The organism is Novipirellula sp., assembly GCF_041583735.1.
GTDB lineage: Bacteria > Planctomycetota > Planctomycetia > Pirellulales > Pirellulaceae > Novipirellula.
On sequence record NZ_JBFHFD010000186.1, the window covers coordinates 1 to 13814 of the forward strand.

Here is a 13814-nt window from a genome sequence, read left to right on the forward strand (position 1 = left end):
ATTATATCCCTACGCCCAAAGCGAACTTTGTGCACGTCGTGATCAATGGTGAAAGCTGGGGGTTGTACGTCAGCGTCCAACAATTCGACAAACTCTTTTTGCAGGAAAACTTTGGTGACTCGAAGGGGACGCGTTGGAAAGTCAGTGGGAACCCGGGCGCCGATGGAGGCCTGCGATATCTCGGCACGGATCTCGATGAATACAAATCACGGTTCGAGATGAAGTCCAACGATGGCAAAAAGGCTTGGAAAGCACTCATCGAACTTTGCCAAACGCTAAACGAAACTCCGCTGGATCAATTGGAATCGGCACTCGATCCAATCCTCGATATCGACGGGGTGCTGAAGTTCTTGGCGCTAGACGTGGCGTTGGTCAATGGCGACGGCTACTGGACACGTGCGAGCGACTACAGCATTTTTCTCGACGCGGATGGAAAGTTTCATCTCGTGCCGCACGACATGAACGAAGCGTTCGCGTTGTCGGGGCATGGACGTGGGCCCGGCGGTCCCGGCAGCCGAGGACCTGGAGGACCTGATGATCAGGGGAATCGCGGCGACCGAGGTCCCCAAGATCGTGGCCCTGGCGGATTTCGTCCGCCCCCTGGATTTGAAGACTTTCTTGCGGGTCCTGAAGGGCCCGGTGGCCCTCCAGAACGCGAAGGACGCGGCCGCGATGGACGTCGAGGTCCTGGTGGCCCCGGTGGCCCTGGACACGGCGGAGTCGACTTGGATCCGCTGGTCGGACTCGATAGCGAACGAATGCCGCTGCGAAGTCGATTGCTGGCTGTGCCAGAGTTGCGTGAGCGTTACATGCAGTACGTCGCGCAGATCGCCAACGAATCACTTGATTGGTCGACGCTCGGGCCTGTTGTCAACGGGTATCGCGACTTGATCGCCCCGGTTGTCAAAGCGGACACTCGCAAACTCGATTCGACCGAAGCGTTCGTCACCGCGACACGATCCGTCGCAGAACTTGCCGAGGATTCAACCGCACCGATGTCTCTACAAAAATTTGCGGTCGAGCGAAGCAAATTTTTGAAGTCAAAACGTTAGCCTCCGTGGGTTGCGTTGATTTTGGGGAAAAGACCGATGAAGTCTCGCGTCGTTTTGATAACGACGCGAGACCCGTAAGAATCGACTACACTATCGGGTTGAAATTCGTTTCCCTCCTTAACGTAAACCATTCTCACCATGAAAACGCTGTCGTACCGCTTCCCTGTGCTCTTGCTTTCGGTGCTTTTTCTTTCAGTGCTCTCGGTTTCGATTTCTATCCTCCCTGCACTTGCACTTGAAACCAAGGGTTTCTCGCCCGACAAACAACCCGTCTACAAGACGCTCGAGGACACCGAGCTAAAATTGCACGTCTTTGAACCCGCCGACCACAAAGCGACCGATTCACGCCCGGTCGCAGTGTTCTTTTTTGGAGGCGGTTGGGTCGGTGGCAGTCCCAGTCAATTTTATCCGCATTGCGAGTACCTCGCCTCACGAGGGATCGTGGCGATCGCCGCAGAATATCGGATCAAGAGCAAGCACAACACGACACCCAAAGAATGTGTCAAAGATGGCAAGTCCGCAATCCGCTGGGTACGCCAACACGCCAGCGAATTGGGAATCGATCCCAACAAAGTGATCGCCGGAGGAGGTTCAGCCGGAGGACATGTCGCCGCCGCGACCGCGACCACCGATGCGTTCAACGAAGAAGGTGAAGACACCCGCGTCAACTGCATCCCCAACGCATTAGTGCTGTTCAATCCCGTATTTGACAACGGACCGGTCGGAGGTTGGTCGCATCATAAAGTCAAAGATTATTGGCAAGACATCTCACCGGCGCACAACATCAGCGAAACGACACCGCCATCCATCGTATTTCTCGGCACCAAAGACAATCTGATCCCAGTTGCAACCGCCGAGCGATTCAAAAAGAACATGGAAGCCAACGGACGACGCTGTGACTTGCATCTGTACGAAGACCAAGGGCACGGTTTCTTCAATTTTGGGAAATCCGAATACTATCAAGCTACCGTCAAAGCCATGGATCGATTCTTGGCATCGCTGGGATACCTACAAGGCGAACCGACGTTGAAGTAGAGCTGTAGCACAGGCTGCTAGCCTGTGAAGGAGCGATCGCGTTTTTGCTACTCCTCTGCGTTGAAGTACGGAATCAAAAAGATCCGACGAAACTCTTGACGGCTTGTTGATTTTGTCCAAATGCGAATTGCAATGGTGAGCCGTGGCCCGTGAGGCACCGGGTACCGCGTGGGACCCGGCCGCTGACGCGCGCGAGCGGCTCAATAAATCAACAAGTCGTTGACGAGTTTCGCTACGGGGGACTTCGCTCATGCTGGTGACACCCCCGGAAGCCGATCCCACGTTTTTTGCGGTCATGCTCGTTCGTTGATCGGCACGAACACTCTCGGGCCGGGACCGTTGTATTCGGCGGCGGGGCGAATCAGACGATTGTTGCCGCGCTGCTCAAACACATGAGCGGACCAGCCGGCTGTGCGGGCAAATACAAACAGCGGCGTGAACATGGTTGTCGGAATTCCGAGACAATGAAACACCGTTGCGGCATAAAAATCGAGGTTGGGAAAGAGCCCCTTTTCACGACGCATCACCGCTTCAATCCGCTCAGAGATCTCGTACAGAGGCACGAGCGCGGTCTCCTCACATAGCGTGTGCGACCAACGCTTGATCACGTCCGAACGAGGATCGACCGTTTTGTAGACGCGATGCCCAAATCCCATAATCTTTTGTTTCGCAGCAAGTCGGTCCATCACCCCTTGTTCCGCTGCATCGGCGTTCACATAGGATTCAATGAGCTCCATTGATGCCTCGTTAGCACCGCCATGTAGCGGACCACGCAGCGTGCCAATGCCTGTGGTGATGGCCGAATACAGATCGGACATCGTCGACGCGGTAATCCGTGCCGCGAATGTCGACGCGTTGTATTCGTGTTCAGCGTACAGAATCAATGACACATCGAGGGCGCGGCAAAGATGCTCGGCCGCCGGAGTGCCATGCAGCAGATGCAAAAAGTGCCCCGCGATACTGTCGTCGTCCGTCTCGACCTCGATTCGCTGACCACTTTGGTGATAATGATGCCAATAACACAGCATCGATGGAAACGAGCTCAGAAGTCGCATCGCTATCTCGTATTCTTGCTCCGCCGATTCCTCGGGCTCTAAACACCCCATCACTGAACAACCCGTCCGCAAAACATCCATCGGATGCGACGTGCGAGGCAAAATCTCTAAAATCTGTTTCAAGTGGTCGGGCAGCGAACGACGGACTCGCAAGTCTTCGGAAAACGAAACCAATTGTTCGTACATCGGCAATTCGCCGTGAAGCAATAACCAGGCGACTTCTTCGAAAGTGGCGTGCTCCGACAAATCCTCAATCGAATAGCCTCGATAGGTCAGCCCAAATCCCTTCTTGCCCACGGTGCTGAGGGCGGTTTGTCCCGCAACAACGCCTGCCAATCCAGCTTCGGATGTGGTAATCATGACGGATCCCTCACGAGGAAAACACGATTCAATTTACCGCTACATCCTTTATCCTACGCGGATGCAAGTGACCGGATCCAGCAAAATTTGAAACAATTTCACGTTCACATCTGCTAGCGGTAAAACGCCCCAACGGCCCGGATCCACCCTGCGGCGGACAGTTCAATCGCGATTTTGTCCGGAAATTCCCCCCCGAACGTGATTGTCCCCATTTTTGTGGCCTACGTTTGTGGGACTGCAGTGGGAAACCCTCATCCCTAACCCACGGTTAAAACGATCATCCCAACCGAGCGTCCCCACCAAGTAGATCAACACATTCAACGACAACGTGATTACAAACGCTCGCAGACGCGGACCAAACCGACCAATGTGAAATGAACGATCATTCATCGAGTCTTGCCGCGCCAGGCGACGATGCATGGAATTACAGAGCATTACACCCGCGATAACTCGGGGCTTGAACTTTTGTATAGCTTCACTAGTCCCACTGGGTGGCGTCTAATAGGCCCGCGGCGGTGGAATTAGAGGCGATTTGTAGAATTCAGCGATGAAAAACTAAGTATTATTGCAATCGAAACTGTTGGACATTGCACGGATGCCGTACCGATCGGCATGAATTAACCAGCGACAAAAAAGAGGCAAGCCATGTCACCGGCAGCGAACGAATCCAATCCAGTGCGAATCTTGCTGGTCGAGGACAATGATATTAACCAAATGCTCGCACTTGAGGTACTCGGCCGCCAGGGCTGGGAATGCGACACTGCGTTGAACGGCGTCGAAGCGATCGCGAAGATCAAAACAGAGCGATACGATTTAATCTTGATGGATTGCCAAATGCCCATCATGGACGGGTTTACCGCAACCCGACAGATTCGACAAATGGAATCCGAGGGGGTGATCGAAGCGGTGTCGACGATTATCGCGGTCACTGCAAATGCACTGAAGGGGGACCGCCAGCGTTGTCTTGATGCCGGTATGGACGATTATCTGGCCAAACCCTTTAGTCCTCAGCAGTTGCGAGAAATTGTGATGAAATGGTTGGCGATCATCAAGTCGGTCACGACGAAGTCCGAACCGCTAGCCGGACAGACAGCCAACGCCTGCGATTCGCCACCGATCTGCGAAAAAGAGTTTCTCGACCGCTGTATGGGCGATCTCTCGTTCGCCGAATTGCTACTCCAATCGTTTCAGAAAGATAGCGTCGCCCGGCTCGAGCAAATTGCGACCCAGGTACAACAAGGTGACGTCGCCGCGGTTGGCGAAACCGCACACTCCTTGAAAGGGATTGCCGGAATTTTGGCCGCACACGAATTGCAAGCGATTGCATTTGAACTCGAATCGGCTGGCAAAGCGGGAAAATTGGACCCGATCCTCAGCTTGGTCGACGATTTACGCATCGAAGTGAATCGGTGCCTTGAATATGTCCCCATTTTGAAGCAGCAGAGTCAAGCTGCAGTAGCGGCATCCTAGGGATTTCCCGACGTGCTGCGGCGATTCCTTGGTCGATGTGGTAGGAAAACCAAGACAAATCCTTTAGGATTTACCCAGATAGAATGATCGAAGCAACCAGTCGACTGCATCACTGCAACTGCACCAACGCTGCAAATTCAAGTTTACGTTTGACGATTCAATGATTCCGAGAGGTCTCCGGACAATCGCTTGACCATTGGCATCACGCCCTATCTAAAACAAGACGACGATTGTCGCTCCAGGACGTTTCCTCTTTATGCCGATCCTGCAAAGTCGATCGATGAAATGGTATCTACCATTGGTGCTGTTTTTCGCGGGAGTGATCTGCACCAATTACCTGCATCATCAGATGCGCTCTCTCGATCAAAACGCCATCCGAATGGGATTTCAACGGGCGGCGCAAGAGCGCGTCGCGGTATTTGAATCCGAATTCGCTCGCCCGATCGATCTGATTCGCGCGGTCCACGCGCTTTACCGCAGTTCACAAAGTGTCGATCAAAGTGAATTTCTGCGTTTTGTCGACCAGATGGAACCTGCACGTGTCGGTTTCGATGCCATCACTTGGGTCGAGCATGTCGATGCCCCGCAGCGATCGGCCTATGAGCAGGGTGAGGCTGGACAGGGCGGGTCTGATTCCGAACCAGCCCGACGCATTGTCCAGCGTGGCGAGGACGGGCAATTGCAGCCCGCGTCGCAGCGTCAAACGTACTTTCCGGTCACTTACAAATATCCCGAAAACAACCCGCGAGTCGAGCTGGGCGAAGATTTAAACTATGTCCCTGCGTTGCGGGATACGTTTGCGATCGCGATGGCGTCCAAGCACGTCACGGCATCCCCGGTGCTTTCGAGCGACGACCCGGCGGAACGGTTTCAGGTGTTGTTGGTGTCGCCGATCTATCAGCAGGGCGACCAATCTTCCGAAATAAAATCGTCGCCAAAGTTGAAAGGGTTTGTGGTGGGACGATTGCGTCTGGATCAAGTCCTCGAAAATGCGCTCGAGCCATTAGCCCCGGCGGGAATCGAAGTCGAACTGTATGAAAACACGGCGCCGCGTGACACGCGTCCGGCCTATTTACACAAATCACGGCTTGCCCAAACACCTTCCGCTGAATCCGCATCGGCGGAATGGGAGGCGGGAAATCGACCGGCACCTCCTTATTACCAAGGTTTTATCCAACAAGCCGGGCGGACCTGGACGCTTCATTGCACGGCAAACGCCGACTATATCGACATACGTCGCGCTTCGACCCCACGTACGACGTTATTCCTCGGACTGCTGACGTCCGTCTTCTTGAGTGTGTTTGCAGCCTATCTGTTTCACAAAACCGAAATGGTCGAGCGGCTGGTCGACCGGCGTACGGCTGATTTGAATCAAGCCAAGCAGAAAGTCGAAGAGCAATTGGCGAAGCAAGATGCACTTGAGAAAGAGCTGCATGTCAGTCGCGAACAGTTCAACGTGCTGATGCTCGGATGCAACGACGGCATTTTCGAATGGGACCTGGAAACCAACCAAGTATTCTTTTCACCACGATTCCTTGAGATGTTGGGCTACCAACGCCATGACATTGGCGACGACGCTGACGCGGCGCTCGAATTGTTACATCCCAATGAACGACAAACCGTCGCCGAGAGACTCGATCAATACATTCGCGGAGAAATCGACAAATTTGAAATCGAATGTCGAATCCGGCACAAGGACGGGCATTATGTGCATGTGCTCTCTCGCGCCTTTACCGTTTGCCGCGACGGTGATACTCGTCCATATCGGCTGGTTGGCAGTCACGTCGATTTGACTCAAGGGAAGCAACACGAAATTGAACTGAATCAATTCAAAACAACATTGGACCAAACTCACGATTCGGTGTTCATGGTCGATCCCGAAACCCGTCGGTTCTACTACGTCAATCACGGTGCCACGAAACTATTGGGCTATTCGCCCGAAGAGTTGTACCAGATGGGACCAGGGGACATTGACGTAGGAATGTCGGCAGATGATTTGCAGCGGATGACCGTCAGTTTAAAGTCGGGCGAAACCACCATGCAGCGTGCCGAGACGGTGGTGCGGCGAAAGGACGGACGCGATGTCCCGGTCGATCTGTTTGTGCAATACATCGCGCCGGACGATGAACCGCCACGGTTCGTCACCGTGGTGCGAGATATATCCGAGCGAAAACAAAACGAAGCAGTCCTGGCCGAACGCAATCGTTTGGCGATGTTGACGGCCGACGTCTCAGTCGCATTGTCGCGTGCTGATTTGCTGCGTACCGGCTTGCAAACGTGTTGCCAAGCGATCGTCGACCGGTTGCAGGTATCCTTCGTACGGATTTGGACAATCGATCCAGGACAAACGGTGCTGGAACTACAAGCCAGCGCAGGGTTATACACGCATCGTGACGGAGATCATTCGCAAATTCCTGTGGGCCAAGGCTGCGTCGGTCGCTTGGCCGAACGCGGCCGACCTTTCTTAACCAACCACTTGCAAAGCGATCCTGAACTCGAGGATCTGCAATGGGCACAAACGCATCACCTCGTTGCGTTTGCCGGATATCCATTGATCGTGGGAGAGCACGTGGTCGGCGTGATGGCATTATTTAGTGAGCATCCTCCAAAAATAAACACGCTCGAATCACTCTCGTCGATCGCCGACACCGTCGGGGTCTTTGTGGACCGAAAACGAGCCGAGGACGAATTACAACAATCTCATCAATTGATCTCGAAACTTTCATTAGTCGCCAGCAAAACGCAACACTCCGTGTTCATCATGGATGCGAACTGTTACATCGAGTGGGTCAATGAAGCGTTTACGCAAATGACTCAATACGAGGCGTCCGAGGTGGTGGGACGAAAACCTGAGGATTTTTTGATCGGCGAACATACCGATCTTGATACGGTGCGTTCAATCGATGAAAAGATCCAAAAGCGAGAAAGTGTCGCCGTCGAAGTCTTTGTCTATAAAAAATCACGGGATGGGATCTGGATCGACTTGAAGATCGATCCGGTCTTTGACGACTCCGGTGTATTGTGCAACTTCATCGTTACCCAAATTGACATCACTCAGCGTCGCGAGAACCAACAAGCATTGATGGCTGCAAAGGTCGAAGCCGAGCGGGCGAGTACTGCGAAAAGCGAATTTTTGGCAAGCATGAGTCACGAATTGCGGACACCGCTGAACGGCGTGATCGGCATGACCGAGTTGCTTGCCGATTCGCCGCTAGATGACCGCCAACGTCGCTTCGTCAGTGCCTGTCAAAGTAGTGGCAAGGCGCTGCTGGAATTGATTAGCGATGTGCTCGATTTTTCCAAAATCGAAGCCGGCTGTATGGAGCTTGAACATCACTCGTTTGACTTGCATGAATTGCTTGACGATGTCGTGCTGAGTATGCCTCCGCGATTGGGCGACAAAAATCTCGAACTTTGCCATACGGTCGATGACGCCGTTTCGTCGCGAGTGGTCGGGGATAGCCATCGACTGCGGCAAGTGTTGGTGAATCTGTTGAGCAATGCGATCAAGTTTACCGAACAAGGCGAAATTCACCTGCGAGCCGAACGTCAAAACCAATCCAACCTCGAGACCACCATCCTGTTTTCGATCACCGACACAGGCATCGGCATCCCTGAAAGCCGGCTCGATCGATTGTTCCAGTCGTTCTCTCAAGTCGACAGTTCCGTCAATCGCAAGTACGGCGGATCGGGGCTGGGGCTTTCGATTTGCAAAGCCATTGTCGAGAAGATGGGCGGAGAAATTGGTGTCGAAAGTCGCGAGGGTGTGGGATCACGATTTTGGTTTACGGCCAAATTCCCACTCTGCGAAGCGGACGTTTCGCCCACACCGGACGCCAAACCCGTGGCACCCAAACCGGCGATGCAAAAGCGGACTTCGGGACCCCGCATCCTGTTGGCCGAAGACAACAAAATCAACCAACTCTTTACGCGTGAAATGCTGCTGCGATTTGGCTGGAATTGTGACGTCGTCGAAAACGGCCGCGAAGTGCTCGCGGCGTTAGAGCAGCAGCCCTACGACATTGTGTTGATGGATTGCCAAATGCCTACGATGGATGGATTTGTGACGACGAAACGAATCCGAGAACTGGAGACGAAAAATGGGGCCGACAGTGGGATTGTCATCGTGGCACTGACCGCAAATGCCATTCAAGGCGACCGAGAGCGATGTCTGGCGGCCGGGATGGATGATTATCTCGCAAAACCCTTCGATCCCACTCAACTGAAATCGACGATGGACAAATGTCTCGCAGAACTCGCCCGTCGCTCGGTTTGTGAACACGCCGGTAAGTAGCGTCCACCCGCTGACGGACGCGATTCGTCTCGCGTGATCTCGACATCCTCTGAGGCACTCGCACGTTAATTTGCTGACAACGCTGGTGAGAAGGAGTTTCCAATTCATTACGACCGGTAGCACCCTGAGCGCAGCGTGTTAGTGCTAGGGTGAGGTGCATTCATTTCGCGATGACAGCCGTTACGACATTGGCTGCATTCACACTCCGCTTCATGACGGTCGCCAGCAAGGCCCAAAAGTGTGGCCCCAATGCCATCGACTTTGGCCCAATCCGAGTGTTGGCGTTACACTCGGAACATGCCCCCGATCAGAAAACGCGGAAACGACCATTTTTCGGATAGGAAACACCACGGTGAACGAGCCCGCCATGACAGACAAGCCCGCCATGACAGACAAGTCACGGATGCCAATCAGGACGCTAACGGTTGGGCGTCGACGCGGGCTGGTTCTGCTGGTCGGTGTCTGTAGCATCGCCTTCTTCATCGCCGACGTCGCAACGCCAACCTGCCTGCAAGAGGCATTTCCTGCGATGCTTGCCATTGGTGTCGTGACGGCACAGCTGACGATCATCTGCGTGTGGGGAACCCTGGTTCGAGGCACGTTTTGGATACGGCTTCCCTGGACGTTGCTGCTGCTGGTCGTTTCCTGGTGCGGCTTCGCGTGGGGGATCACGCTTGAAAAAGGATATCCCAATACCGAATCGATGCTCGCTGCTGCGGCACTTTGGACGTTCGGATTTATCACTAGCTTTGTGCCATTGAAGATCGCCGCATTATGTTTTCGCTGGCAGATCGTCCACGATACCGAAGTCAACCCGAACGCCGGCCGAAATTTCAACTACGCGATTCGTGACATCATGATCGGAACGTTGCTGTTGGCGATGACCATGGGCATCGGGCGAGGCATGCTGACGGGCGAAGACATTAGCGTCGCACGCGCCCTGCATGCCAGCGGGCTCGACTCCCCCGAGCCATTGTTTGCGATTACGCTCTATGGGATGGTCAGCCTGCTCGTAAAGTTGCCCTGTATTTGGATCGCTCTGGGTGAGAAGGCCGAGAAGATTCGATCGAGAATTGGCGTCTGGGTGGTCTACTGTTTTCTGTTGACGCTTTTCGAGATCGGTCTGTTGCTCTCCGTTCTCGGGGATCCCGGAAGCGAATCCATTGCGATTTTCGGAGGGATGATACTGAGCCATCAATTGATGGGTGCGATCATGTTGGCCGTATGCTGCACGCTGCGTGGATTGGGTTACCGGCTGGAGCGATCGAGAAGCCCGCAAGCGGAGCGTCGAAGCGATGCCACTACCGCCGCTGCTCGCCTCGAATCGGTTTGAAGTCGTCCGATGCCGCCGGAATTCTAAATTGTCATTCGCATGCACCGCCGGCACCGAAATTCGTTTCGTTCATTAACTGCATCAATTTTGAATAGGAAAGACATGCCTGATTGGATTGCTTTGATTCGCGGGATCAATGTCGGTGGTCACAACAAGATGCCGATGGTGGAACTGAGGACGACACTGGAATCGGCTGGGTGTTGCTCGGTGCGGACTTACATTCAAAGTGGTAACGTCGTCTTCACATCTGCGAACCGATCCAAACGGAAGCTTGCCAAACACCTTGGCGACGCCATCGAAGAGCACTTTGGGTTTCGTCCCGCCATTCTGCTACTCTCTGAAGATGACTTTCGCACCGCCGTAGCGAGCAATCCATTTCTTGACGCGATCGCCGCGGCACAAACGCTTCATTTTTTCTTTCTGGATTCAGCCCCTTGCGTGCCAGATTTAGACGCACTCGCGAAACTCGCGACGGCAAGCGAACGTTTCGAACTGGTCGACACGGTGTTCTATCTTCACTCACCCGATGGCATCGGTCGCTCGAAACTTGCCGCAGGTCTAGAACGCAAACTTGGCGTGCCGACGACCGCCCGAAACTTCAGAACCATCCAGGCCTTGTCCGACATATTTGACGACGCTTAGCTCAAGCCGAGCGGGTCGCCGGGCAATCGACGAATCAGGGATCGAGCGCGAACGTCCAGCGGTCGGCGTCGTTGCCGCCCGAGACGATGTAGCGGCGAGGCGGATCATCCGCAATGGAGTGTGCCGTCGTGGGTGCGGCAACATAACCGCCGCGGCTGAGCAGGGTGACGTTTGAATCCAACGCATTGACGGAAGCTTGGCCGGATGCCAACACTTCGCAGACATCATCGCTACCGAACGCCCCGCGCTCGGACGCATCATCAACGGTGCCATTAAAGTCATCATCAACCTCGGCGCGTCCCGGCCGACCATCCTCACCATTGGTCACGACCACCAAAGCGGCCGCATCAAACGACAATGGCTGCAACTGGATCCCGCTGGGCACGTCATGGGGCTGAGAAAGAGCTGCATGCCGTGCGGCATCTTGAGCCTGAATCAGCTCGGGCGAGACCTCGTGATTCGAAGCCACCCAAAGCGAGCCAAAACGCAACACGGCAGCGAGTGAAAGCAGGATTGGGATCAGCAGCGTTTTCATAGAGAGATCAAAGGTGCGATGGCGATCAGGCAAAATCCCGAACAAACTCGAGAGGACGTTGACCGAACGTTCTAATCGCGGATCGATCAACGACATTGCAAATTCCGTTAGCGATCGCCTCGATGGACCACCGTGCCTTGTTGGAATTGACGCGTCGAAGGGTTCTCTAGGCGAACGGTGATGCTGATGGCTTCCGGCTTGGTCATAAATGGCGGCGAGGTTTCACGTTCGCGAGGATCGTCAGCCCCCGCATCGGGGTTGCCATTGTTGTCCAGCCCGTCCGCCCCCAGATCAATCGATGCCGCATCGGACGAGGCCCACGTTTTCCACAATGTTCCCGCGAATTGGTTGGATCCGGATTGAAAGCGACGATCCTGAAGATAGCCGTCACGTTCATAGGCAGATGTGTAAGTGTCAAACGCAGGCTGGAACAATACTAACTGCGGTCCGCTGGTGTTGATCACAAGCCGGCCCGACAGCAGCAATGAATCCACGTACGTCTTGTTACCAATCGATGTGGTATAGCTGGTTATCGACGGTGATATTCCCGAGAACGTGCTCTGAATACGAGTGATGGCAACGGCGCCGTTGGTCGTGTCCGAGAACGCATCGTTCGCCTTGTGGCTGGTAGAGGATGACATCGCCATTTGTCGAGCCTGCCATCCTCGGATCGGGCCACCGGCCAAAACGGGATATGCCAAATCAACAAAGCCGCCTTGCAACTCGGTCGGGGTGCCGCTATCTCGCAACGCTTCGCGGTAACCCACGTCGCCAGGCCCCACGACGACGCTTCCGGAAGTCAGTAGAAAGTCGGCGCTGGGGTCAAAGATTTTGAGATCCAAACCGCGGCAATCGGTTGCAATCACATCTTCGCCTTGCCGTGTCCCCGTTAACACGAACTCACGACGTAGATACCCGCTCCAGCGACTATCCAGCACCACTGGATCAGTATTGGTTGCCGAATCTTCGGGACGTAGCGGGGGCGTCGTGGTTGTCGAAGCATTCGCGACGATGCCAACCGGTGGCTCAAGTGCCAGAATCGGCATCGATGTACGCGTCGTGCCGCCACCTGACATCAACGTCGCTTCGGGCACCCGCACGTGAGCGAATCGGTTGTGCGGCTTGGCCAAATCGTCAAGCGAGTTGGCAATGACGGTATTGTTCTGAGTACCGTTTGTATTCAGACCACGACGTACCGACAGATCACACTGTTGTGTAATTGTTGCCATACCGGTTTGCCAATTAGCACCGGCGGTCAGGTGGTGCAATCCACCGCCAGTAGCGAGGTTTAGATCGGGACGGATCAACAAAACTCGCCGGTACAACTGCAAGCGGTCGGGCAGGTTATCACCATCGGCATCGATCACCGCGCCGGTGGTTGGATTTCGATCGGGATTGGTGAAGTAAACAATTTCAGCATATTTCGAACGGATCACCACGGGATTGGTATCGGTCGATGTTCCGGTAAGAACGAATTCGGGTACCTTTCCTGTAAACCATGACCCTGGCTTTGCCACCGCTGTGAAAGCGAAATAATCATCCAAATCGCCGTAGCGTGCGTCACGTGGAACGATTTGGCCATCGATCGTTGCCGACGGACCGAATAGAGACGAAGTTGCGTTCGTCATCGGCCCTTCGTAATACAAAAAGTATCCCGCTTGATCAGGGCCGCCGTTATTGGGCTCAAGTGTGACCGTGCACCGTTTCAACTCGTCTCGCATCCGATTGGTGACGTCGCGAATGTCGTTCGAAATTTTGACATCCCCTCGACTGTCACGCACCCGTTCACCCACGTACGCAAACGCACGCGCTAGCCCCGCCATCATCAACAGTGTCACCGCCATTGCGACGAGCATTTCGATGAGCGTGAAGCCGCTTCGGTTTCGGAACTTGATCAAGTCTCGGTTCTTTGGTTTCGAGGTTCGCATCATTGGTAAAACCGTTCAAAAATGACTGTGTTACGAGCATTCGTTTCCTGCCCTGGAATGAAGCCGACGGGAATCGAGCGGTCGATGATGAACATCGCTTGATAGCGTTG

Annotated in this window: 10 protein-coding genes; 7 read left to right on the plus strand and 3 right to left on the minus strand. The window is 54.3% G+C overall.

From position 1 onward, the window contains the following. Both ABX962_RS15370 and ABX962_RS15375 read left to right on the plus strand, forming a co-directional pair. Positions 1-1052: CotH kinase family protein (locus ABX962_RS15370; RefSeq protein ID WP_372720886.1), on the plus strand; the 1052-nt coding region annotated here is incomplete at its 5' end. Between the two features lie 138 nt (positions 1053-1190). Continuing rightward, positions 1191-2087, plus strand: a complete 897-nt coding sequence (locus tag ABX962_RS15375) for an alpha/beta hydrolase (protein ID WP_372720888.1) — start codon at positions 1191-1193, stop codon at positions 2085-2087. Positions 2088-2380: 293 nt separating this feature from the next. On the opposite strand, the gene prpC is transcribed toward ABX962_RS15375, so the two are convergent. Next, complete coding sequence (gene prpC, locus ABX962_RS15380) at positions 2381-3502, minus strand: 2-methylcitrate synthase (protein ID WP_372720890.1); 1122 nt, start codon at positions 3500-3502, stop codon at positions 2381-2383. A gap of 645 nt (positions 3503-4147) precedes the next feature. Between prpC and ABX962_RS15385 the strand changes: the two genes are divergently transcribed. The 5 genes from ABX962_RS15385 to ABX962_RS15405 all read left to right on the plus strand — a co-directional run bounded on the left by ABX962_RS15385 (position 4148) and on the right by ABX962_RS15405 (position 11241). Next, complete coding sequence (locus tag ABX962_RS15385) at positions 4148-4972, plus strand: response regulator (RefSeq protein ID WP_372720892.1); 825 nt, start codon at positions 4148-4150, stop codon at positions 4970-4972. 280 nt (positions 4973-5252) lie between these two features. Then, complete coding sequence (locus tag ABX962_RS15390) at positions 5253-9266, plus strand: PAS domain S-box protein (protein ID WP_372720894.1); 4014 nt, start codon at positions 5253-5255, stop codon at positions 9264-9266. A 170-nt stretch (positions 9267-9436) separates the two neighbouring features. Then, positions 9437-9607 (plus strand): hypothetical protein, encoded by a 171-nt coding sequence (locus tag ABX962_RS15395; RefSeq protein ID WP_372720896.1) that lies wholly within the window; start codon positions 9437-9439, stop codon positions 9605-9607. Positions 9608-9633: 26 nt separating this feature from the next. Further along, complete coding sequence (locus ABX962_RS15400) at positions 9634-10599, plus strand: hypothetical protein (protein WP_372720898.1); 966 nt, start codon at positions 9634-9636, stop codon at positions 10597-10599. A 102-nt stretch (positions 10600-10701) separates the two neighbouring features. Continuing rightward, entirely contained in the window at positions 10702-11241 is a 540-nt protein-coding gene (locus ABX962_RS15405; RefSeq protein ID WP_372720900.1) for a DUF1697 domain-containing protein, read from the plus strand. A 34-nt stretch (positions 11242-11275) separates the two neighbouring features. On the opposite strand, the gene ABX962_RS15410 is transcribed toward ABX962_RS15405, so the two are convergent. Further along, a complete protein-coding gene (locus ABX962_RS15410) occupies positions 11276-11872 on the minus strand; it encodes a hypothetical protein (protein WP_372720902.1) in 597 nt (198 codons plus the stop codon). A gap of 11 nt (positions 11873-11883) precedes the next feature. Continuing rightward, entirely contained in the window at positions 11884-13707 is a 1824-nt protein-coding gene (locus ABX962_RS15415) for a type II secretion system protein J (RefSeq protein ID WP_372720904.1), read from the minus strand. Positions 13708-13814 lie beyond the last annotated feature (107 nt).